Source organism: Nonomuraea sp. NPDC026600, assembly GCF_040638335.1.
Taxonomy (GTDB): domain Bacteria; phylum Actinomycetota; class Actinomycetes; order Streptosporangiales; family Streptosporangiaceae; genus Nonomuraea.
This window is the reverse complement of the sequence record NZ_JBEZYD010000002.1, coordinates 187,712-210,496: the sequence shown is the minus strand read 5'-3', so window position 1 is coordinate 210,496 and position 22,785 is coordinate 187,712. Positions and strand designations below refer to the sequence as shown.

At 69.5% G+C, this 22,785-nt stretch carries 20 protein-coding genes; 10 read left to right on the top strand and 10 right to left on the bottom strand.

The genetic code is table 11. The features are described 5' to 3' along the window. Positions 1-57 precede the first annotated feature (57 nt). From AB0F17_RS04635 to AB0F17_RS04605, 7 genes are all read left to right on the top strand, one after another. Positions 58-1,329 (top strand): extracellular solute-binding protein, encoded by a 1,272-nt coding sequence (locus tag AB0F17_RS04635; RefSeq protein ID WP_358016199.1) that lies wholly within the window; start codon positions 58-60, stop codon positions 1,327-1,329. Further along, positions 1,326-2,255 (top strand): sugar ABC transporter permease, encoded by a 930-nt coding sequence (locus AB0F17_RS04630; RefSeq protein ID WP_358016195.1) that lies wholly within the window; start codon positions 1,326-1,328, stop codon positions 2,253-2,255. The genes AB0F17_RS04635 and AB0F17_RS04630 overlap by 4 nt, the downstream gene beginning before the upstream one ends. Next, positions 2,252-3,058, top strand: coding sequence for a carbohydrate ABC transporter permease (locus AB0F17_RS04625; RefSeq protein WP_358016191.1), 807 nt, complete (start codon positions 2,252-2,254; stop codon positions 3,056-3,058). Before AB0F17_RS04630 ends, AB0F17_RS04625 begins: the two co-directional genes overlap by 4 nt. Beyond that, on the top strand, positions 3,055-4,965 hold the full coding sequence (locus AB0F17_RS04620; protein WP_358016189.1) for a hypothetical protein: 1,911 nt from the start codon (positions 3,055-3,057) through the stop codon (positions 4,963-4,965). Before AB0F17_RS04625 ends, AB0F17_RS04620 begins: the two co-directional genes overlap by 4 nt. Before the next feature lie 85 nt (positions 4,966-5,050). Then, the gene (locus tag AB0F17_RS04615) at positions 5,051-5,818 is read left to right on the top strand and encodes a hypothetical protein (protein WP_358016186.1); all 768 of its coding nucleotides are present in this window, start codon (positions 5,051-5,053) and stop codon (positions 5,816-5,818) included. Beyond that, complete coding sequence (locus AB0F17_RS04610) at positions 5,815-7,629, top strand: right-handed parallel beta-helix repeat-containing protein (RefSeq protein ID WP_358016183.1); 1,815 nt, start codon at positions 5,815-5,817, stop codon at positions 7,627-7,629. Before AB0F17_RS04615 ends, AB0F17_RS04610 begins: the two co-directional genes overlap by 4 nt. 118 nt (positions 7,630-7,747) lie before the next feature. Continuing rightward, a complete protein-coding gene (locus tag AB0F17_RS04605; RefSeq protein WP_358016180.1) occupies positions 7,748-9,283 on the top strand; it encodes a S1 family peptidase in 1,536 nt (511 codons plus the stop codon). A gap of 28 nt (positions 9,284-9,311) precedes the next feature. Here the strand turns inward: AB0F17_RS04605 and AB0F17_RS04600 are convergent, their stop codons facing one another. The 4 genes from AB0F17_RS04600 to AB0F17_RS04585 all read right to left on the bottom strand — a co-directional run bounded on the left by AB0F17_RS04600 (position 9,312) and on the right by AB0F17_RS04585 (position 13,020). After that, positions 9,312-10,535 carry a cytochrome P450 gene (locus AB0F17_RS04600; RefSeq protein ID WP_358016177.1) on the bottom strand — a complete coding sequence of 408 codons (1,224 nt, stop codon included), beginning with the start codon at positions 10,533-10,535 and terminating at the stop codon, positions 9,312-9,314. Positions 10,536-10,647: 112 nt separating this feature from the next. Continuing rightward, positions 10,648-11,109: a GNAT family N-acetyltransferase gene (locus tag AB0F17_RS04595; RefSeq protein WP_358016173.1), complete on the bottom strand. Its 462-nt coding sequence runs from the start codon at positions 11,107-11,109 to the stop codon at positions 10,648-10,650. A 22-nt stretch (positions 11,110-11,131) separates the two neighbouring features. Then, positions 11,132-11,797, bottom strand: coding sequence for a response regulator transcription factor (locus AB0F17_RS04590; RefSeq protein WP_358016170.1), 666 nt, complete (start codon positions 11,795-11,797; stop codon positions 11,132-11,134). After that, on the bottom strand, positions 11,794-13,020 hold the full coding sequence (locus AB0F17_RS04585) for a histidine kinase (protein WP_358016167.1): 1,227 nt from the start codon (positions 13,018-13,020) through the stop codon (positions 11,794-11,796). The genes AB0F17_RS04590 and AB0F17_RS04585 overlap by 4 nt, the downstream gene beginning before the upstream one ends. Positions 13,021-13,363: 343 nt before the next feature. Here AB0F17_RS04585 and AB0F17_RS04580 point away from each other — a divergent pair, with 343 nt between their 5' ends. Continuing rightward, entirely contained in the window at positions 13,364-14,359 is a 996-nt protein-coding gene (locus AB0F17_RS04580; RefSeq protein WP_358016164.1) for an MASE1 domain-containing protein, read from the top strand. Positions 14,360-14,664: 305 nt separating this feature from the next. Beyond that, positions 14,665-15,402 carry a hypothetical protein gene (locus AB0F17_RS04575; RefSeq protein ID WP_358016161.1) on the top strand — a complete coding sequence of 246 codons (738 nt, stop codon included), beginning with the start codon at positions 14,665-14,667 and terminating at the stop codon, positions 15,400-15,402. Between the two features lie 23 nt (positions 15,403-15,425). On the opposite strand, the gene AB0F17_RS04570 is transcribed toward AB0F17_RS04575, so the two are convergent. The 5 genes from AB0F17_RS04570 to AB0F17_RS04550 form a co-directional block, all read right to left on the bottom strand. Beyond that, positions 15,426-17,201 carry a rhamnogalacturonan lyase gene (locus AB0F17_RS04570; RefSeq protein WP_358017351.1) on the bottom strand — a complete coding sequence of 592 codons (1,776 nt, stop codon included), beginning with the start codon at positions 17,199-17,201 and terminating at the stop codon, positions 15,426-15,428. A gap of 138 nt (positions 17,202-17,339) precedes the next feature. Beyond that, positions 17,340-18,314 (bottom strand): arabinan endo-1,5-alpha-L-arabinosidase, encoded by a 975-nt coding sequence (locus AB0F17_RS04565; RefSeq protein ID WP_358016158.1) that lies wholly within the window; start codon positions 18,312-18,314, stop codon positions 17,340-17,342. A gap of 169 nt (positions 18,315-18,483) precedes the next feature. Continuing rightward, positions 18,484-18,819, bottom strand: coding sequence for a hypothetical protein (locus AB0F17_RS04560; protein WP_358016155.1), 336 nt, complete (start codon positions 18,817-18,819; stop codon positions 18,484-18,486). 47 nt (positions 18,820-18,866) lie between these two features. Next, a complete protein-coding gene (locus tag AB0F17_RS04555; RefSeq protein WP_358016152.1) occupies positions 18,867-19,859 on the bottom strand; it encodes a CU044_5270 family protein in 993 nt (330 codons plus the stop codon). 2 nt (positions 19,860-19,861) lie between these two features. Continuing rightward, a complete protein-coding gene (locus AB0F17_RS04550) occupies positions 19,862-20,428 on the bottom strand; it encodes a sigma-70 family RNA polymerase sigma factor (RefSeq protein ID WP_358016149.1) in 567 nt (188 codons plus the stop codon). A gap of 117 nt (positions 20,429-20,545) precedes the next feature. Between AB0F17_RS04550 and AB0F17_RS04545 the strand changes: the two genes are divergently transcribed. Continuing rightward, positions 20,546-21,211, top strand: a complete 666-nt coding sequence (locus AB0F17_RS04545; RefSeq protein WP_358016146.1) for an MOSC domain-containing protein — start codon at positions 20,546-20,548, stop codon at positions 21,209-21,211. A 35-nt stretch (positions 21,212-21,246) separates the two neighbouring features. Here AB0F17_RS04545 and AB0F17_RS04540 read toward each other — a convergent pair whose 3' ends face one another. Beyond that, positions 21,247-22,575, bottom strand: a complete 1,329-nt coding sequence (locus AB0F17_RS04540; protein WP_358016143.1) for a GH1 family beta-glucosidase — start codon at positions 22,573-22,575, stop codon at positions 21,247-21,249. Positions 22,576-22,785 lie beyond the last annotated feature (210 nt).

Here is a 22,785-nt window from a genome sequence, read left to right as displayed (position 1 = left end):
TTAAATAATCGTTAATCGAGTGACGACCCATTAAAAGGCGTCTCCCTTGGAGGTGCGATGCGCTCCCCACGTCCATTCCTCGCCCTGGCCGCCGTCGGATGCCTGTCCCTGCTCGCCGGCTGCGGCGGGGGCGGTTTCGCCGGTGACGGCCAGGAGCGGCCGAGCGGGGGCGGCCAGGCCACGGTCCGGATGCTGGTCAACATCACCCCGAACCTCACCCAGGCGTACTGGGACGGGCTGGTCAAGCCGTTCGAGCAGGCCAATCCCGGCATCGACGTCAAGATCGAGGCGCCGACCGGCAAGGGCGTGGCCGACACGCTCCCGCAGCAACTCGCCGCGGGCAACGCCCCCGACGTGGTCGAGACGCTGACGGCCGACGAGAGGCTCGCCAAGCAGGTGCTCGACCTGACCGATCAGCCGTGGGCCAAGGACACGCCGCTGGCCGAGCAGGCCAGGCTGGGCGGCAAGATCTACACGGTCGGCGTCGGTGTGCAGGCGCAGTCGCTGGTCTTCTACAACAAGAGCGCGTTCGAGAAGGCCGGGATCGACCGGCCGCCGGCCACGTTCGACGACTTCGACGAGGTCATGGGCAAGCTCAAGGCGGCCGGGTGGCTGCCGCTGCAGACCGGCGGCGAGTTCCTGACCGGGCTCCAGTTGCTGCAGTTGTCCAACCCGTCGCGCGCCCAGACGCTCCCCACCTGGCAGCAGGACATCAAGGCGGGCAAGATCAAGGCGGGCGAGTCGCTGCTGCCGTACCTGGAGCGCTACCGCACGTGGATCGACAAGGGGTACGTGGACAAGAACGCGCTCGGCATGAAGTACGCCGACGCCGAGACCGCCTTCCTGTCCGGCAAGTCGGCGATGTACGTCATGGGGAGCTGGTTCACCGCCTCCGAGGCCAAGTCCAAGAAGGACTTCGAGGTAGGCGTCTTCCCCGCCCCGGTCGACAAGGGCCAGCGGTACCCGGGCCCGCAGGGCGCCACGATGGCGGCCCCGTACATGATCCTGAAGTCCACCCCGCAGAAGGACGCGGCGCTCAAGCTGGTGCGGTGGCTGGTCACCGACCCGGCGGCGGTCAAGAGCCAGCTCAAACAGGACGGCAACTTCCGCGCCGGGGTGGAACGCGAGTTCACCCCGCTGGAGAAGCAGGTGCAGCAGATCCTCGACGGCGCCCCCTCGGGAGTCCCGCAGGGTGAGGGGTACGGCGACGCGACCCTGCCCAAGGGCTTCAACGCCGCCTGGAACACCGAGGTCCAGGGCCTGTATGTGGGCAAGTCGCCCAAGGAAGTGGCCGAGGGCGTGGACCGCTGGCTGGCCGGCCGGAAATGACGCTCACCCGGGTAGCACCCCTCGTCACCACCACGGTCGTGCCGCGGAAGCCCAGGAGACGCGACGGATGGGTCACCGCGATCATGGTCGGCCCGGCCACCGTCCTCTACACCGTGATGCTGATCGTCCCGGTCGGCCTGGCCCTCTATCTGAGCCTGACCGACTGGGACGGCTTCAGCGCCGACCCGGCCTTCGTCGGCGCCGCCAACTACCTCGACCTCCTGGACGACCCCGACCTGCGCCGCGCGGCCTTCGTCACCCTGCTCGTCGCGGCGGCGGGCACGGCCGGGCTCAACCTCCTGGGCCTCGGCTTCGCCCTCCTGGTCAACGGTGCCTCCAGGGCGAACACGTTCTTCCGGATCGTGCTGTTCTACCCGCACGTGCTCAGCGCCCTCGTGGTCGGCTTCCTCTGGTCGGCGATCCTCGGCACCACCGGCGCGGTCAACAACCTGGTCACCTCCTGGGGCGGCGAGGTGCTGCCGTTCCTGTCCGATCCGGCCTGGGCCATGGTCGCCATGATCGCGGTGCTGGTGTGGGCGGGGTTCGGCGTCAACGTGGTGCTGTACCTGGCCGGGCTGCAGGCCGTGCCGCACTCCCTGGTCGAGGCGGCGCGCATCGACGGCGCGACCCGATGGCAGGTGTTCAGGAACGTTACGCTGCCCGCTTTGGGCCCGTCCGTGACGGTCAACATCGTGCTGTCGCTGGTGACGCTGCTCAAGACGTACGACCTGGTGGTGTCGCTGACCGCGGGCGGCCCGGCCGGGCAGACGCAGACCGTCGCCTACCTCATCCTGTGGAACTCCTTCCACGACGCCCGCCTCGGCTTCGGCTCGGCGCAGTCGGTGCTGCTCATGCTGGTGACGGGCGCGCTGGCGTTCGTGGTGACCCGGCTGCGCAGGCGGGGCGAGCTGGCGGTGCACCAGTGAGAAGGACCTTCCTCTGGGCGAGCGTCGCCTTCATGCTCGTCCCCCTGTACGTGCTGACCGTCAACGCGTTCAAGGGCCAGCAGGACATCCTGGCCAACCCGTTCGGCCTGGGGAGCCTCACGCTGGAGCCCCTGGGCAGGGCGCTGACGAACCCGCAGTTCAACGTCGTCAAGGGGTACGCGGTCACGCTGCTGTTCGTGGTGGCGGTCAACGTGCTCTCCGTGGTGCTGGCCGCACCCGCGGCCTACGTGATCGCGCGCAGCCCGAAGCGCCGCTTCCGGGTGCTGATGCTGTTCTTCCTGGCCGGGACGTTCATCCCGGGCCAGGTGCTGGTCATCCCGGTGGTCTACGTGCTCAAGACGCTCGGGCTGATGGGCACGATCCGCGGGTTCGTGCTGTTCGAGACCGTACTCACGCTGCCGTTCTCGATCTTCCTGTACGCGGGCTACATCGCGACCGTCCCGGCAGTGCTCGACCAGGCGGCGGCCGTGGACGGGGCCGGGCGGCTGCGGACGTTCTGGCAGATCGTCTTCCCGCTGATGCGGCCGGCGGTCGCCACGATGGTCATCCTCAACACCTTCTCGGTGTGGAACGACTTCGTGAACCCGCAGATCATCCTGGGCCCCGGCAGCGGCCTGTACACGGTGACCACCGGCGTCTACGCGGCGGTCAGCCAATACGCCACCGACTACACGGTGGTCTTCCCGACGCTGCTGCTGGCCATCGCCCCGCTGCTGGTCTTCTTCGTCTTCATGCAACGGCACATCATCAGCGGCCTCACGGCCGGGTCCACGAAGGGATGACATTGCGGGAGATCAAGGCGACCGTCCCCCTCGGCACGCCGCCGGTCTGGGCAGTGCTCGAACGCCGACTCTTCGACGCGCTGGACCAGGCGTGGCGGGCCTTCGCCGCCCGCTACTGCGGGCCGGACGGCCGGCTCGTCTACCACGGCCACGGCGAGGACCGGGACGGCGCCGACGACTTCTATGAGGCGTTCTTCAACTGGCCGGCGCTCTACCAGCTCGGCGGCGCCGACGACCTGCTCGACGCGGCCAAGCACCACTGGGAGGGCGTGACCGCGCAGCTCACCGAGCTCGGCTACCTGGTGGAGGAGTTCGAGCGCGGTTACGACTGGTTCCATCAGGGCGAGTCGCTGCTGCTGTTCTACGGCATCTGCGCGGCCGACCCGCGCGACGAGCGCTTCCGCGACCTGTCCCGCCGCTTCGCCGGGCTCTACCTGCCCGGCTCGGCCAACTACGACGCCGAGCTCGACCTCATCCGCGCCCCGCACAACGGCGCGGGCGGCCCCCGGTACGGTCTCCAGCGCGAGTGGGCCTCCTACCACGCGGACCTGGACAGCATGCGGCCGTACGGGCTGCCGCTGCGCGACCTGCCGGGGATCACGGCCTGGTCGGACCTGGCCGACCCCGGCAACGCCGCCCGCATGGGCGCCGCGATGAGCGAGCGGCTCGGCCGCGGCGACGTGGCGATCAACCTGGCCGCCACCAGCCTGGCCGTCAACGCCTGGCTGTACGACGGCGACGACCGCTACCGGGACTGGGCGCTGCGCTACATCGGCGCCTGGCAGGAGCGGGCCGCCGCCAACCACGGCGTGCTCCCCGACAACGTCGGCCCGTCGGGCAAGGTCGGCGAGCTGCACGGCGGCCGATGGTACGGCGGCACCTACGGCTGGCAGTGGCCGCACGGCCTCTACAGCGTCGGCGCCGCCGCCGCGATCGCCGCGGTCAACGCCCACCTGCTGACCGGCGACCAGGCCGCGCTCGCCATCGGCCGCGACCCCCTGGACACCGTGTACGGCCACGCCAGGCAGGCCCCCGTGACCGGCACGGAGATGAGCACCAGCGACCGGTGGCTGGCCGAACTGGGCGAGGAGGCCGGGCTGCCCACCATGCTGGTGCCCAACCGGCACGACGACCAGGGCTGGTTCGACTTCCAGCCGCCGCAGCTCGGCCTGCCGGTCTGGCTATGGCACACGGGTCTGGCCGAGCAGGACGCGGACCGGATCGACCGGCTGCGCGCCGCCTCGGGCTACGACTGGACCACGGTACGGGCGTTCCGCAACAAGGAGGAGGCCGGGCACGAGGCGCCCTGGCTGGAGTTCCTGCGCGGCGCCAACCCCGGCTTCCCCGAGGCCATGCTGGCCACCGCGCTCGGCCAGGTGCAGCGGCGGATGGCGCTCATCGACGCCGACCACGCGGACCCGTCCACCATCCACGTGCACCACTGGCAGCGGCTCAACCCGGTGCTCACCGAGGCGCTGCTGCAACTGGTCACGGGCACGCCGCAGGTCCTCTACAACGGCGGGCTGCTGCCGGCCCGGCTGGCCTACTTCGACGCCGACCGCCACCGCCCCGGCCTGCCCCCCGACGTGGCCGCGCTGGTCGACTCGGTACGGCCGGACGGCGTCCGCGTCGAGCTGGTGAACCTCGGGCTGAGCCGCACCCGCAGGGTCGTGGTGCAGGCGGGCGCGTTCGGCGAGCACGACATCGACCGGGCGATGGTCACCGGCGCCGAGCCCGGCTACCCGGGCGACCCGCGCTCCTACACCGCTCCCCCGATCACCGAGGCCGAGCGGGAGGTGGCGGTGGGCGGGCCCCGGCTGCTCGTGGAGCTGCCGCCCGGCCGCCGCATCCGGCTCGACCTGCACACGACCGCCCGCGTCCGCACCCCGTCGCACCAGCACTACTGAGCATTCCTCGGCATTCCTGCGCCACACCAGCACTACTGAGCCGCGCCGCCACCACTGACCCACACCGGGCCTACTGAGGAGTTTCATGGACGACCCCATCTGGGACCTTCCCGTTCGCGGGCCGCTGCCCGCCGAACCCGATCCCGCCCTCGTGGCCGGGCTGTCCCGGATCAGCTCGGCCACCGCCTGCGCCAAACTGCACAACCAGGGCATCCGGCGGACCTTCATCGAAGGTCCGCGTCCCATCGCGCCAGGGCGGCAGGTCGTCGGCCGGGTCCGCACGCTGCAGTTCATGCCGCAGCGCGAGGACATCGCCTCCGGCCTCGGCCAGGAGTACGTCGAGCGGCACACCGCCCTGTGGGCCGTGCTGGAGGAGATCGAGCCCGGCGACGTGCTGGTCGTGCAGGCGTACGGCAGCGCCTACACCGGCTGCTTCGGCGACATGCTGGTCCGCTACTTCAAGCGCAAGGGCGGCGCGGCGATCGTCGTGGACGGCAGGATCAGGGACCTGCCCCGGGTCGCCGAGCTGGACGTGCCGATCTGGTGCACGGGCGCCACCCCGCAGTACGCCTCGCAGGCGGAGCTGTTCCCGTGGGCGTACGACGTGCCCGTGGCCGTGGGCGGGGCGCTCGCGCTGCCCGGCGACCTGTGCGTGGCCGACGACGACGGCGCCGTGGTGGTGCCGCGCCGGCGGGCCGCGTCCGTGCTCGAGGCCGCCGCCGACCACGAGCAGTGGGAGCGCTACAGCCGCGCCCGCATCGAGGAGGGCGGCGCGCTTTCCGACTATTACCCACTCACCCCCGAGACCCGCGCCGAGTACGAGCGGTGGCGGGACATGAAGGAGAGCCAGTGATCCTCAGGTCTCTGAGCGCGATCGTCTTACTGATCGGCGGATTGACGACCCCGACCCCCACCCCGGCCGCCAAGCCCACCTGCGACTACTACGTCTCCACCTCAGGAAGCGACCAGGGCGACGGTGGTTCCCGGCGCCCGTGGAAGTCGGTGGAGCAGGCCCGTGACCGGCTCCGGGCCAAGAAGGGCCACCAGAACTGCGACATCGTCGTCAACGTCAAGGCCGGTGACTACGTCGTCGACAAGACGATCACCTTCACCGAGGCCGACTCCGGCGAGAACGGCCACAAGATCACCTATCGCAGCGCCGACGGCCCGGGCAAGGCCAGGCTGCTCGGGGCCAAGCCGCTGACCGGCTGGCAGAAGTACAACGACACCATCTACAAGACCAAGGTCGACCGGAGCTTCTACACGCTCTTCGAGGATGGCAAGCGCGCCACCACCGCCCGCTACCCGAACAGGACCAGCGACGATCTGTGGTCGCCGTATCTGTTCTCCGTGACGCCCGAGGCGGAATACCAGGCCGTGCACAACTGGCTCTTCTTCGACCCCAAGGACGTCCCGAAGGAGTGGGACGCCGACTTCGACAAGAACTCCCAGATGGTCGTCTGGTCCGGCGGGTCGTGGAGCTGGTTCACCGACACCGTGCCGCTCGGCGGAGCCGACTTCCGCAAGAACTTCTTCACGCTCAACAACGACGCCCGCTTCACCCTCGTCAACAGCCGCAGCGGCTCGCGCTACTTCCTGCAGAACACGCTGCGCTTCCTCGACCAGCCGGGCGAGTACTACTTCGACTTCGCCAACAGCGAGGTCTACTACTGGCCCAAGAGCTCGATCGACAAGGTCATGGCGCCCACCGTCAAGACGATCGTCTCGCTGGCCGGCTCCTCCCCCGAGCACAGAGTGCAGAACCTCGCCTTCGACGGGCTGGCGCTGCAGTACTCCGACTTCGTCGACTGGTACAGGTACGGGTGGAACGGCCCCGGTGACTCGGGCTACGAGCACAAGTACCCGATCTACGACCGGCAGATCGAGATGCCGCGCAACAGGTTCGGCATGATCACCGTGACGAACTCCCGCGACATCGACCTGACGAGGCTGCACCTGTCCGACAGCGGGTACACAGGCGTCTTCCTGCTCTTCGCCAACGAGCGGGTCAAGGTGTCGGACGGCCTGCTTGACAACATCGGCGGCGACGGCATCAAGGTCGAGGGCGGCTACCCCGGCGAGGGCGACATTTCAGGACATCACACGATCACCAATAACTACATCTACCACGTCGGCGAGCTGGTCCCCGGCGACGCGGCCGGCATCGAGCTGATGAGCACGGGCAACAACACCGTCAGCAACATCGTCGTCAAGCACAGCGCCCGCTACGGCATCAGCCTGGAGGTCCGCCCCGAGATCAAGAACGAGGACAACTACGCCCGGGGCAACCGCTTCTCCTACATCCGCCTGGAGGAGACCGGCCTCGACAGCGGCGACATGGGCGCCTTCTACACCTACGGCGTGCACAACGTCGAACCGCATCCGATCGACAACTACGTCTCGCAGATGGTGATCGGCGACGTCATCAACGACCCCGCCGGGCAGATGCCGGACTCCGGCACGCGTGGCGTGCACATGGACGCGGGCGGGTGCGGCTTCGCCATCTCCAACGTCGAGGTCGGCAAGGTCAGCGACGACAAGTACCAGGCGTACAAGTGCAACGAGGTCACCAACGCCAACTGGGTGGACGGCTTCGACACCTCGAAGATGGAGTACGACAAGATCGGCGTGACCGGCGCGTTCCCGTACCCGATCCCGAGCTAGACGGCGGCCTTATGGCGCCGGGCCCGGCGCCATAAGGCCGCGGTATGCGCGGATGGTATGTCCCTCGATGATCGGCCCCGTCATACCGTGACGGCACCCCCCGATCCGAGGAGCTTCCATGATCCTTCACCGCCCGTCGGCGGCGGGCGCGGCGCTCGCGATCATCGCTCTCGTGCTCACCGCCACCCCCGCCACGGCCGCCCCCGTCGAAGTCGTCCAAGCCTCCGCCGTGGAGCCGCCGCCGGAAGTGATCGACGCGATGCGGCGCGACCTGGGCCACACCCGCGAACAGGTCATCACCCGCCTGGACAACGAGGAGCGGGCCCGCCGGCTCCAGCCCAAGCTGCGCGCCGAGCTCAAGGACCGGTACGCCGGATCCTGGGTGAACCAGGAGGGCCGGCTGGTGGTGGCCACCACCGACGCCGCCTCGGCCGCCGCCGTCACCGCCGCGGGCGCCCAGGCGAAGGTCGTCGGCCGGTCTCTGGCCGCGCTCACCTCGGTCAAGAACGCGCTGGACACCACCGCTGGGAAGACCGCCGGGCGAGAAGTCCCGGTCTGGTTCGTGGACGAGCAGGCCAACACCGTCGTGGTGCAGGCGCTGGACGCCGCCGCGGGCGCGGCGTTCGTGGTCGCGAGCGGTGTGGACCGCGCCGCCGTACGGATCGAGACCATCGCCGAGCGGCCGGTCACGTTCCAGAACCTGCGCGGCGGCGACGCCTACTACATCGCCGGCGGCTCACGCTGCTCGATCGGCTTCCCGGCGACCCTGGGGAGCACCCAGGGCTTCGTCACGGCCGGTCACTGCGGCACTCCCGGACTCACCACGACCGGGCCGGGCGGGCAGAGCCAGGGCACGTTCCAGGGTTCGTCGTTCCCCGGGAACGACTACTCCTGGGTCGCGGTCAACTCGCAGTGGGTCGCCCGCCCGGCGGTCAACGCCTACGGCACCGAGCAGGTACCGGTCTTCGGCTCCGTCGAGGCGCCGGCCGGGTCGGCCGTGTGCCGGTCGGGCTCCACCACGCACTGGCACTGCGGCGTCATCCAGCAGCGCAACGTCAGCGTGACCTACTCCCAGGGGACGGTCACCGAGGTCGTCCGGACGAACGTGTGCGCCGAGCCCGGCGACTCCGGCGGCCCGTTCATCTCCGGTTACCAGGCGCAGGGCGTCACCTCCGGCGGCTCCGGCAACTGCAGCGCCGGCGGCACCACCTACTTCCAGCCGGTCAACGAGATCCTCAACGCGTACGGGCTCACGCTGTCCATCGTGAACACCCAGTGCGCGGGCCACCCGAACCACCACTTCAACGACCTGACGGCGCACCAGGGCAACTTCGGCCTGCTCGTCCCCGACCCCGGCATCTACCCGCCGGCCGGCTTCACCTCCGCCGGCGCCGGCACCCACACCGCCTGCCTCGACGGACCCGGCACCGCGCGGATGCGGCTCAGCCTGGAGAAGTACTCCTGTTGCGGGCCCTTCGGCCTGCCGATCTGGACCGAGGTGGCGACCACCGCAACCGGCACCACCGTCAAGACCCTGAGCACCGGCCAGACCGCGGGCACCTACCGGTGGGTGGTCAGCGTCAGCGACACCATCGTCGGGCCGACCACCCCGATCGGCGAGTACTACTTCCTCGGCACCACCAGCCCCGCCTAGGTCAGGCGATCGCGGGCCCGCCGGGAGCTCAGCCGGCGGGCCCCAGCACCACGGGCAGCTCGACCGGACCTTCGGTGATAAACGACGAGGTGTAGGCGATCTGGCCCTGATCGACCGCCAGACGCAGCTCGGGGAACCTGCCGAACAGCGAGGACAGCGCGATGCGGGCTTCGAGCCTGGCCAGCGGCGCCCCTAGGCAGAAGTGCGGCCCGCGGCCGAACCCCAGATGCGTCTCCTGGCCGCGCGCGATGTCGAAGCGCCCCGCGTCCCCGCCGAACCTGGCCGGATCCGTCCCGGTGCCGGCGACCGCGATCATGATCGGTTCCCCGGCCCGGATCGTCACCTCGCCGAGACGCACGTCCTCCAGCGGGTAGCGGAACAGGACGTTGATCACCGAGTTCCGGCTGCGTAACGACTCCTCGACCACCTGCCCCCAGGCGTCCTTCGTACGTGCCAGGTCGAGCTGGTCGCGATCCGCGCACAAGGCGATGACCGTGTTGGCGAGCAGGTGCACGGTGGTCTCGTGACCGGCGATCAGCACCAGCCACAGAATCCACACCATCTCGCTGTCGGACAGCCGGTCCCCGTCGTCCTCCTGCGCCCGAATGAGCCCGGTGGTGAGGTCGTCACCCGGATCGCCGCGCTTGCTGTCGATGAACCGGCCCAGGTACCCGAGCAGGGCGGCCCCGGTCGCGGCGGCTTCCTCCGGGGTGGCGGTGTGCGACAGGAGCACACCGCTCCAGACGCGGACCTGGTTCCGATCGTCCTCGGGCACACCGAACAGCTCGCAGATCACGTTGACGGGCAGCGGCTCGGTGAAGTGCCGGACGAGGTCCACCACCTCGCCCTCGTCCGCCAGCCGGTCGAGTAGTTCGTCCGTCATCTCCTGGACGCGCGCGGCGAGGCCCTGCACGCGTCCCGGGGTGAAGGCTCGGTTGACCAGGCCGCGCAGCCTCCGGTGATCCGCTCCATCCTTCACCAGCAGGTGTTCGCCCTCGATGAGCTGCCGCAGCGGCCAGTCAGGGGGGATGGTGCCGTCGTGCAGCGCGGTGAAGTTCTTGGGGTTCTTGCTGAAGCGGACGTCGTCGTTGGAGAGGACCGCGTTCACCGTGTCGTACGAGGTCACGGCCCACGCATTGACCTTGCCCGGAAGCTCGATGCGGAACACCGGCCCGTTCTCGTCCCGATAGCGGTGAATCGTGCTGGACGCCAGCTCACCGGGGACCGGCATCGGCAGAGGATGGGTAGTCATTAAGGGATCTCCAATGTAGGAATGTCCCCCAACTTTCCGCTATGCGCAGGAACCGGCCAAGCCGGGATAGATGTCACCGCAGAGGCTTCAACATCTACCGGCCGCGCCACACTTAGAGGGTCTTTGTCATGAACGCGCTGTATGGGTCGGGCCGGTAATCCGAGAACGGCTCGCAGTATTCGAACCCGAATTTCTCGTACAGCTTCCTGGCGGGCAGGAAGAACTCGTCCGAGCCGGTCTCGAGGCTCAGCCGGGCGAACCCCATGCGCTTGGCCTCGGCGATGATGTGCTCCAGGAGCAGGGACGCGACCCCGCTCCGCTTGCGCACCGGCCTGGTACGCATCGACTTCACCTCGGCGTGCTCCGCGTCCAGCCTCTTGAGCGCACCACAGCCCACCAGGGTGTCCCCGTCGATGACCGTCCAGAACGTGACCTCGGGTTTGCGGAGCGCGTCGAGGTCGAGGGCATGCTTGCTCTCCAGAGGCGTGATGGACCGCATCTCCTGGAGGTGCTCGTCCAGGAACGCGGCGATCTCCGGGCCCGACAGGTCGTCAACGACGATCTTCATCCCCATGTGCGGCAGGATATCGCCCGGCCTACCGGGACGCGGGTTTGACCAGGCCGCAGTCGTAGGACAGGACGACCACCTGGGCGCGGCTGGTCAGGCCCAGCTTGGCCATCAGGCGGTTGAGGTGGGTCTTGACAGTGCCCTCGCTCACCGACAGCCGCTCGGCGATCTCCCTGTTGGACAGGGCGTGGCCGACCAGGCCGAGCACCTCGGTCTCGCGGCCGGTGAGGCGGTCCAGGACCGGCGGCGGAGACACAACGGCCTCCTGCGGCGGGGCGACGAACGCCTCGATCAGCCTCTTCGTGGCGATCGGGGCCAGCAGGATGTCACCGGAGGCGACCGTGTGGATGGCGGCGATCAGCCGCTCGGGCGGCGTGTCCTTGAGCAGGAAGCCACTGGCGCCCAGTCGCAGCGCGTTGAAGACGTACTCGTCCAGGTCGAAGGTGGTGAGGATGAGCACCTTGGGCGGCGTGCTCTCGGCGGCGGCCAGGATCCGCTCCGTGGCGGTGATGCCGCTGATGCCCGGCATCCGGATGTCCATCAGGATCACCTCGGGCTTGACGGCGGCGGCCAGGCGTATGGCCTCCTCCCCGTCGGCGGCCTCGCCCACCACCTCCAGGCCCGCCGCGCGCAGCAGCGCGGCCAGACCGGCACGGATGAGCACCTGATCGTCGACCACGAGCACTCTGATCATGAGCTCGTTTCTTGGGGCTGATCGTCGGGCGGGGGCAGCGGGAAGATCGCCAGCACCTCGAATCCGCCCAGCGGCCGCGGCCCTGCGGTGATCGTTCCCTGATAAAGCCTGACACGTTCGGACATGCCGATCAATCCGTGACCACGAGAACGGGAGCTCCCGGTGGCGCCGGCGCCGTCGTCGGTGACGCGTAACGCCAGTTTGGCAGGGCCGTACGTCACCCGGATCTCCACCGTGGCCGAACCGGCGTGCTTCAGCACGTTGGTCAGGGACTCCTGGACGATGCGGTAGGCGCACAGGTCCAGGCCGGGCGGCAGCGGCCGGGCCGCTCCCTCGACGATCACCGCGAGCGGCAGCCCGGCCGTGCGGATCCGCTCCGCCAGGGGTTCGAGGCTCTGGAGCCCGGGGGCCGTCGTGTACAGCCCCTCGTCCTGGTCGTCGGCCTCGATCCGCAGGATCGACAGCAACCGCCGCATCTCGGCCAGCGCCTCGTGGGTGGTGTCGGCGATGACCCCCAGCGCGGCGTGCGCGGTGGGCGGGTCGGCCAGGGCGACGTAACGGCCGAGGCCCGCCTGTATGGAGATCACCGACATGTGGTGGGCGACGACGTCGTGCAGCTCGCGGGCGATCCGCACCCGTTCGTGAGTGACGGCGATGCGGGCGGCGGCGTCCTGCTCCCTGCTGAGCTGGTCGGCCAGCTCCGCGAGTTGCCCGGTGCGCTCGGCCAGCAGCCGCCTGCTCGTGCCCGCGCCCACGGCGTAGCCCGCCACCAGGAGCGACTGCCCGAGGGCCGACCACAGCGCGACGCCGGGCTGGTGGACCGAGGCGTGCACCCACTCCGTCACGACCAGCGCGGCCCCGGCCAGGCAGACCACCCAGGACCGTTGGACGGCGACGGTGTAGAGCGTCACCAGCGGGCCCATGCTGTTGAGGCCGAGGTGATAGCCCAGCAGGTGGTAGACCAGCGCCGCCCCGGTGGAGACCAGCAGGACGGCGACCGGCGCCCGCCTGCGCAGGACCAGCGGCCCGTTCACCAGCAGGGTCAGCGTCAGGGACAAGGCGTCGGTGGGGCGGCCCTTGCCCGGCTCGTAGATCTCCCACAGCCACGTCCCGACGACCAGCGTCAGGGCCAGCGCGGTGTCGAGGAGCAGGGGGTGGGACGCGGACACCCGCCGGACGAGCGATACGGCGCTGATGTGCATCCGCCACGCTAACTCCGGCACCGCCCGTAACGCATCAAACCGCAGGTATACATCGGCTGCCGCAGAAGTTGCAGCCCAGCTCGGTGGACCTGCGAGTGACGCCTGGAAGCCGGCGGGCTCGGGCCGCACTTCGCGTGCGCGAGAAGCCCGTCCAGCGGTCGGTGACCAGCGGCCCATCCCGTAGCAGAATGTCATGGGGGGAAGTTTCCGCAGGTGACGGGGAGTGAGGCGTCGAAGAGGGGACCGATCAGGCCCGGCTGTCCACCGCGGGTGGCGGCAGAACCGGCCGTGCCCACGTCTACTTGGCCGGCCACATACGGAGCCCGGGGCGATGATCCAGGCCAGGAGCATGTTGGAGGCTGTTGTGCTGAACGACAATGAGCCCCGGTCACTTGCCGCGAACATCTTGCGGGTCCTCGCCGTCGCAGGCGCCTATTTCGCGGCCGCCAAGGTGGGGTTGCGGGAGGAGATGGTCGGCGGGCAGGTCACGCCGCTCTGGCCACCGACGGGCATCGCACTGGCCTGTCTCCTCCTCATGGGCAGCCGGGTCTGGCCGGGGATCACTCTCGGTGCGTTCCTGGTCAACCTGTCGCTCGGGCCGTCGTTGCTCGCGGTCGCGGCGATCTCCGTGGGGAACACCTTCGCTCCGCTGTGCGCTTACCTCATGCTCGTTCGCACCCGTTTCTCCATCGATCTGGATCGGTTGCGGGACGCGCTGGCGCTGGTGTTCCTCGGCGCCTTCATCGGGATGATGATCAGCGCGACGGTGGGCAGTGGTGTGCTCCTGCTCGCCGGCGCGCTGCGGAGCGGCGACTTCTGGCCGACGTGGTCGGTGTGGTGGGCGGGCGACGCGATGGGCGTGCTCGTGGTCACGCCCGTTCTGCTGGTGCTGCGCACGTCCCGGGCCCCGTGGAACGCCAGTCTGTCCCGTTGGGTCGAGGCGGTGGCCTTGGCCGTGGGCACGCTCCTCGTCACGCTGGTGGCAACGGTGAGCTCCTTCAACCTGCTCTTCCTCGTCTTCCCCTTCCTGATCTGGGCCGCCCTGCGTTTCCAGTTGGCGGGCGCCGCGGCATGCGCGCTGATCGTGTCGACGATCGCGATCGTCGCGGCCGCGCAAGGTTCCGGCCCGTTCGCCGAACACGACCTCTTCCTCAACATGGTCACCCTTCAGGCGTTCAACGGGGCCGCGTCGCTGACCGCCCTGCTGCTGGCCGCGATCATCGCGGAGCGAAATCAAGCCCATGAGAAGCTCGAGCACATATGTGCGCGCCTTACTGAGGTCGCGGACCGGGTCGACCGGCACCGGGCCGCGGGCCAGCGGTTGCCGCCCCACCACGAAGAACGACACGACAGCGGCTGATCATTGTCGCCCTTTTGAGCAGCATTATCGCCATCACTGCCGGCGTGACATTCCCGCTCCCGCACAATCGCAGCGCCCTACCAGCGCATCGCCGCCAAACTCGGCATAAGCTGATTTTTGCCACATTAGCGCGAACATTCACCGCTGACCCAAGAGACACGCTTCACCCCGATCGCCAGCCAAGCGATTAGTACGTTGTCCTGAGTGTGGGTTTGTAGAGCCCTGCTGAAGGGAGCCGCGCGATGGCCCACCACGAGCCAGCCCTGAGGGGCCGGCGCTCCGTGCTTTCAGTGCCGCATTATGAGGTGATCGAGCGGATCTGTACGCCGCTGTCGCCCGATCAGGCCCGCCTGCAGACCGTACCGCTGCCGCTGGGCGGGGTGCGCGTGTGGGCGGACCTGTCCGGAGCCGACGGGAAGGGGCCGTCCTGGGTGGTGCACCAGCGCATGGCCCGGCAGGTGGCCCGGGTCGGCTGGCACGCCGAGGCCACCGCCGAGCGGGTGCTGGTGCAGGGTTGGAGTGCGGCCTGTCTGAAGCACCGCGTACGACTGTTGCAAGGCGCGCTCACCGGACGGCTGGCCGACTTCCGGAAGAGCGCCGAACACGCCGTCGCCACCGCGGTGCGGCTGCACGCCGAGCAGGAGGACGGCCAGGCCGGCCGGCCGGCGATCGTCGCCGCGACGTGCGCGGAGCTGACCGAGCTGCTGCTCTGGCCGCAGCGCCTGGCCGAGCTGGACGGCCTGGAGCGCACCTCCCGGTCGAGTCGGCTGCAGCTGCTGCTGGCGCAGGTGGCCGGACTGGAGGCCAAGGTACGCCAGGCCTGTGCCGAGCATGAACTGCTGGCCCGGGCCGTGGCGGGATGGGCCGACGACCACCTCGCCAGCGTCGATGCCGAGCAGGCTCAGCAGCAGGCGTTGGACCAGGCCCGCCCCTGGCTGCGCGCCCTGGGCAAGCTCGCGGGCGGGCCACTGCCGACCCGCTTCACCCGGCCCCCGGGCGGGCTGGCCGAACGCGTCGCCGCGACCGTCACCAACGGCGACTAGACCACTCGACGTTGGGAAGGCAGCTAACGCACGTAGATGTTCGGCTGGGCCGGGGTGGACATGCCGTTGCCGAGGAAGTAGCTCGGGTGCGGTGGCTGGTTGTAGGCGCTGTTCTGCCAGGCGATCGCCACCCGATACTGCGGGTCGTGCATGAGGGTCCACAGCCGCTGCGTCGTGGCGGTGGGAGTGCTGTAGATCCGCAGCGCCGTCTCCGACGTCGTCGGCCAGACGACCTCCTCGCGCCAGTCGCCGAACAGGTCGGCGGACAGCGACGGGGTCGCCTTGGTGCTGTTGTTGGAATGCACGCCCGAACCGGTGAGCAGACGGGTGTCGGCGCCGGTGCCGTACTTGTCGATGTGCGTGCCGTCGAGCAGTTCGCGGACCGGGTCGGCGTCCCACCACACCACGAAGTTGGTCGAGCCGGGCTTGCGGCCGATGTTCGCGCCGGAGGTGTTGAGCAGCCCGGAGACGGCCGACGACCACGACTCGGCGCCCGCGCTGCCCGCGTACACGTCGTCGGACACGCCGCGCCCGTTGTCGCACCCGCAGGAGGGGTTCGTCCAGATGACGGCTCCGGTCCGGGCGTCGACCATGGAGGTGGCGGGCTGGTTGGTGTTCTCGTGCGGCTTGAACACCTCAAGGCCGGAGCGGGCCGGGATCAGGTCGCCGACGTGCAGGGCGTCACCGTGGAACAGCCGCGTGTTCCACAGCGGGCTCCCGTTGTCGTCGATCGCCTCCGAGCCGTAGACGATCTCGTCCCGGCCGTCGGCGTCGACGTCCGCGACCGACAACTGGTGGTTGCCCTGCCCCTCGTACTGGGAGCCGGACACGTTGGAGTCGAACGTCCACCGCTGGGTCAGCGCCCCGGCGCGGAAGTCCCAGGCGGCGATCACCGTACGCGTGTAGTAGCCCCGCGCCATGATCAGGCTGGGCCGCTGCCCGTCCAGGTACGCCGTACCGGCCAGGAACCGGTCAACCCGGTTGCCGTAGGAGTCGCCCCAGCTCGACACGGTCCCGCGCGGCGGGTTGTAGGAGACCGTGGACATGGCCGCCCCGGTCTGGCCGTTGAACATGGTCAGATATTCGGGCCCGGACAGGACGTAGCCGGAGGAGTTGCGGTAGTCCGCGGACGCGGAGCCGATGACCCTGCCGGTGCCGTCCACGCTCCCGTCGGCGGTCTTCATCGCGACCTCGGACCTGCCGTCGCCGTCGTAGTCGTACACCTGGAACTGGGTGTAGTGCGCCCCGGCCCGGATGTTGCGGCCCAGGTCGATACGCCACAGGCGGGTCCCGTTCAGCCTGTACGCGTCCACGTACACGTTCCCGGTGTAGCCGGACTGGGAGTTGTCCTTGGCGTTGGACGGATCCCACTTGAGCACGAACTCGTAGCGGCCGTCGCCGTCCAGGTCGCCCACGCTCGCATCGTTCGCGCTGTAGGTGTAGGCGACCCCGTCAGGGGTGGTGCCGCCGGCGGGCCGCTGGATCGGGACGTCCAGGTAACCACTGGCGAACTGCGTCGCCGCCGCGGAGGGCGCCTGCTCGACACCGCCGGCCACCGCGCGGACGGTGTACGCGGAACTCGCCGCGGCGCCGGAGTCGAGGTAGTTCGTCGAGTTCGTGATGGGCGACGAGTTCAGGAGGGTGCCGCCTCGGTAGAGGTTGAACCCGGCGCTCAGGCCCTCGGTGCCGAGCAGGCGCCAGGACACCAGGTTGCCGCTGCTGGAATGGACGCTGATCAGGCCGCGATCCAGGTTCTCCACCTGCTTGGCCACGGCGGCGGAGGCGACGTTGACGTCCATGGTTCCGGTCAGGGCGAGGACCACGACGAGCACGAGAGAGAGGGAGCACCTTCGCGCGGGAAGCATGCCTGGCTCCAGGGAGTGAGGGGTGGTGGTGGCGTGGACGGCTCAGTGCGACTCAGTGCGATTCAGCGCGGCTCAGTAGACGTAGGGCCAGCCGGCGCTGTCGTAGGCGATGAGGTTGATGCCGAGCAGCGGGGCGCCGTTGTCGGCGTAGTAGTGGTAGAAGAGCACGTCGGCGTCGCTGTCCGTGATCACCGCCTGATGGCCCGGCCCGTGGACGCCGCCGTGCCCGGCCAGGACCTGCGTGCCGCCGCCGGAGGTCATGGCGGTGCCGTTGCGATCCACGTACGGGCCGGTGACACCGGTCGACCGGCCGACCATGATCCGGTACGTGCTCGACGCGCCCTGGCAGCACAGGTCGAACGAGACCCACAGGTAGTAGTACGACCCGTGCCGGAAGATGAACGGCGCCTCCACGGCCGTGCTGCCGCCGGTGCGCTGCGCGATCGAGGAGAGCGCGGTCCCGGAGCGCAGCCCGGTCGAGGAGTTGAGCGGGATCAGCTTGATACCGGTCCAGAACGATCCGAACGACAGCCACCAGTTGCCGGAGGCGTCCGTGATCAGGTTGGGGTCGATCGCGTTGTAGCTGCTGGACGAGGTGGTGGAGATGACCAGGCCCTGGTTGGCCCACGTACCCGAGGCGCCGGTGGCACTGGTGGCCAGGAAGATCGCCGAGTTGCGGGAGCCGAACGTGGAGGCGGAGTAGTACATGTAGTACTTGCCGTTGTGGCGGGAGATGTCCGGCGCCCACAGGCTGGCGCCGCCCCCGGTGTACGGCAGCGCCCATGACGCGCCGCCGGGGAAGGCCACACCCGCGTCCCGCCAGGCCGTCCGGTCGGTGGACGTCTTGAGGGCGATGTTGTTTCCGGTATGCGCCAGGAGGTAGCCGCTCGACGTCTTCACGACCGACGGATCGTGCACGCCGATGCTGCCGGTCACGTACCCGGGATTGGGATAGGCCGCCACCGCACCGGCCGGGCGGACGGCGATCACCGCCGCCGCCACCGCCACGAGCAGCACGCTCACCAGGGAGAGGATAGATCGTGCCATGTGCCACCTCGCTGTTATCGCTAACACTTGAGGGGATCGCCGGTGAGTCTGCTCGGCCGTACGGGGAGCGTCAAGGCACGGACTCGGGGCCTTGAGGTCTTGCCGGGTCATCTCAGGTGCGGCCGGTGAAACGTTCACAATGTGATCGCGGGGAGACGTCGACCAATGATCAGTCGGGACGGCGTCGGCCGGAGCTCCGTAACATGACCAGCGCTCCCCCGTACGCCACGCCGTACCAAGTGGGCAGCCACGCCCCTCCGATCACGGCGGCGGCGAGGCTGATCGCCGATACCGCGGCGAGCAGCAGGTCGGTGGCGGTCCTCTCCTGTGCCGCCAGCGCCGCCAAGGCGGCCCCGCCCAGCACGCCCGAGGCGGCCAGGAGGTCCAGCACCAGCCACCCGTCCAGCAGGCCGGCCCGCGTCAGCAGGTGGAGCAGTGGGAGTGGCAGCGACGGTGTCCAGATCCAGGTGAGCCCGCCGGCCAGGTTGACCGCCGACGGGAGCACCAGCAGCAGCGACGCCGCCCACCGGCGCAGGCGGGCCGTACCACCGTTCAGGGCCGTACTCCGGGCTTGTCGGTGATTCCGATGGCGAGGCGGACGGAGCGGCTCATGATCGTCCCTTTCTTGATCGCAAAGAAGGTGTCCGGTTCGGGGGACGTGTAGTCGGCGATGGCAACGCCACGCTCGCCCAGGTACGTGTAGGTGGTCCGGTCGAGCAGAATCTCCTGACTCACCCAGCCGTCCTCGACACAGCCGACGGCCAGCGCCGGACGTCCGGCGACGTCTACCGCGTCTGGGTTCACCGTCACCCCGGGGATCTTGGCCATCGCCTGGTAGACGGCCGCCTCCTGGGCCGGGGGGACGAGGTTGTTGCCGAGCAGGGAGCCGAGCAGCTTGTAGGCGATGACATCCCGCCCTTGGCGATCACCCAGGTATCCGTACAGCCAGGCCAGGAGCGCATCGGGATCCGTTGGCAGCGCCGCTACCTTGGCGAAGCTGGTGGGGGGCATGCCACCTCCGGTGGGCGAGCGGACCAGCTTGCCGCCTTCGAAGGTGGCCACTACCTTGCCGTCGGCCCGCGTCCAGCTCCGATCCACCCTGGTCTTCAGCGGCGTCTCCGGGGTCTGTGCCTTGCCTGGGGCGGCATTGCCGACCCCCTGGTAGCGCGTCTCCATGTAGATCCATTGGTCCGGGCGGGGCGCGGTGAAGGGCCGGTCGCGGACGGCGGCGGCCGCCTTGTGCAGCAGTACCTGCGCGTTGGCGGCCGGCAGCGCCAGGCCGGGGACGATCGGGCGCGGCGCGTCGACTCCCACGTTCTCGGCGACCACGGCGACCACCGTGATCGCGACGGCCAGTGCCCCCACCGCGAGGACGCGCCCGCCCGCGCGAGGCAGGCGGAAGCGGCGCGCACGCCGGGGAACCGCCGCGGTGACCTCCTGGAGGAGCGCGGCCCTGGCGGCGGAACAGGTGTCATGGGACGGCGGGGCGGGCTCGGGCCAGGCCCGGCGCAGGGCGTCCAGATCGGCGTCCGGGTGTTCGTTCATGATCAACTGCCCTTTCTGGTGAGTGCCGGGTCCAGCGCGGCGCGGATCTTCGTACGAGCCCGGTGGAGCCGGGACCGGACCGTGCCCGCCGCGACACCGAGCGCCTTGCCCGCCTCTTCGGAGGTCAGCTCGGCCCAGGCGACCAGCAGCAGCACGTCGCGTTCCGCGGCGGGCAGCTTGGCCAGGGCCGCCGCCAGCCAGGGGCGGTCCGCCAGCGAGCCGGCGATCCGGTCGGCGTGGTCCTCGCTGCTCTCCTCGACACCGGACCTGGCCAGCGCGCGGTACTGCCGGACCTCGGCCCGGTGGTGACGGGAGATCAGGTTCGAGGCGATCCCGTACAGCCAGGGCCGGGCGTCCGGCCGGGACAGGTCGTAGGTGTCGCGCCGGCCGAACGCGATCAGGAACGTCTCGGCGGCGATGTCGTCGGCCAGGGGCCGGGTGAGGCGCCGCTCGGCATAGCCGTGGATCGGCGCGTGGTAGCGGTCGAACAGCTCGGCGAAGCACTCCGGCTCCCGTAAGGACCGCTCGATGATCGCGGCGTCCTCCTCCCGCTCCGTCATCGGGGCCATGTCGTAGCTCTTCGAGTCATCGCCTGTCTTCCGTAGCGGGGATCGGTCCCCCCTCCTTCACCGATCGCCCCAAAAGTGTTCGCTCCGCATGGCCAGTGTCCGTAATGCTTGGGAACCATGAGACTTCTGTCGGTCAACGTCGGCCGCCCCATGCCCGTGGACTACACCGATGCCGCGGGCGGGGTGACGGGCATCGACAAGCGTCCGGTGCCGGGGCCGGTCCAGGTGTCGCCGGTCGGCCCCAAGGGCACGGCGGGCGGCGGCGTGGCCGGGGACGCCGTCTGCGATCGCCGCTTCCACGGCGGCGGTGACCGGGCGGTGTACGCGTTCGCGCGTGAGGACCTGGACACCTGGGAGCAGGCCCTCGGCCGTACGCTCGCCAACGGCGCCTTCGGCGAGAACCTCACCACGTCCGGTCTGGACGTGACCGAGGCGCTGATCGGGGAACGCTGGCAGGTGGGCTCCGACCTGGTGGTCGAGGTGACCGCCGGCCGGATTCCCTGCCGCACCTTCGCGGGCTGGGTCGGAGAGCAGGGCTGGATGAAGCGGTTCATCGAGGTGGGGCGCACCGGGGCGCTGCTACGGGTGATCGCGCCGGGAGAGATCCGCGCGGACGATCCGATCACCGTCGTCCGCCGCCCCGACCACGACATCACCGCGGCGCTGCTGCTCCGCGCCGCCACCACGGAGCGCCACCTGCTCCCGCGCACACTGGCCGCCGCCGAGTGGATGGAGTCCGAACTCCTGCGCGTTGCCCGTACATATACCGAGAAGTACGGATGAGCCGGGCGATGGTCTGTGCCGCTTGAGCGGCGGGATCACCCCAGGCCGCCCTCTCGGATGCGGGCCGCGTACCAGAGGGCGGAGTCCTTCGGGGTGCGCTGCTGCGTGTCGAAGTCCACGTGCACGATGCCGAACCGCTGCCCGTACCCGTGGGCCCACTCGAAGTTGTCCAGCAGGGACCAGGCGAAGTAGCCCTTGAGCGGCACGCCCCGGCGAGTCGCCTCGGCGCAGGCGTTGATGTGGCGTTCCAGGTAATCGATGCGGTCCGGGTCGTGCACGGCCCCGTCCGCGCTCAACTCGTCGGCGAAGGCCGCGCCGTTCTCGGTGACGTAGAGGTCGATGGCGGGGTAGTCCTTGTGCACCCGCTGGAGGAGCTCCAGCAGGCCGTTCTCGTCGATCTCCCAGTCCATCGTGGTGCGCTTGCGCCCGCCGTCCACCCAGCGGACGTGTTCGGCGCCGATCCACGGCGTGCTGCCGAACGGCGCGGGCTCGCCAGCCGCCACCAGGGCGGGGGAATAGTAGTTGATCCCCAGCATGTCGATCTTCCGGGAGATGATCTTCAGGTCCCCGTCCAGGACGTGGGAGAAGTCGCTGTGGGGCGCCAGGTCGCCGACGACGTCCTCGGGGTACGAGCCGAGCAGCACCGGATCGATGAACAGCCGGTTCTGAATACCGTCTATCCGGCGAGCGGCGTCCACGTCCGCGGCCGACGCCGTGGCGGGCATCACGTGCGACATATTCAACGTAATGCCGATATTTCCGGACAGAAGGGGGATGGCGAGGCCGTGGCCCAATAGCAGGTGGTGCACCGCCTTGACGGCCTCGGACGGCTCCTGACGCCCCGGCGCGTGCTCGCCGCCGGCGTATCCGAGCAGCCCGGCACACCACGGCTCGTTCAGCGTCGTCCAGTTCGCCACCCGATCCCGCAACGCCGTATGCACAATGTCGGCATATTCCGCGAATCGATAGGCCGTGTCGCGGTTAGGCCACCCGCCCGCGTCCTCCAAGTACTGCGGCAGGTCCCAGTGGTAGAGCGTCGGCCACGGCGTGATGCCGCGCTCCAGCAGCGTGTCCACCAGGCGGCGATAGAAATCGAGGCCGCGCTGGTTCACCACCCCGCGCTCCGGCACGATCCTCGGCCACGCGACGGAGAACCGGTACGCCTGCAACCCCAGCCCCGCCATCACCTGCACATCGTCGACGTAACGGTGGTAGTGGTCGCAGGCCACATCGCCGTTCTCAGCACCGCGCACCTTGCCGGGAATGCGGCTGAAGGTGTCCCAAATGGACGTCCCCCTGCCGTCGTCCGCGAACGCGCCCTCGATCTGATAGCTGGACGTCGCCGCGCCCCAGAGAAAGCTCATGCCTTGACGGACCCTTCCATCATGCCGCCGATGATCTGGCGGCCAGCCGGACCATGACCATACAAAGCGGGATGATCCCCATCCGCATGGGGATCATCACCGTGCGGAGCTAAAGGTCTTGACCATCCGCTCGATCGTCCCGCCCGCTTCCACAACAGGCGGCCGTGGGCGCGGTGGGAAGTCCACGGCGAACCAGAGCCGTCATATGGC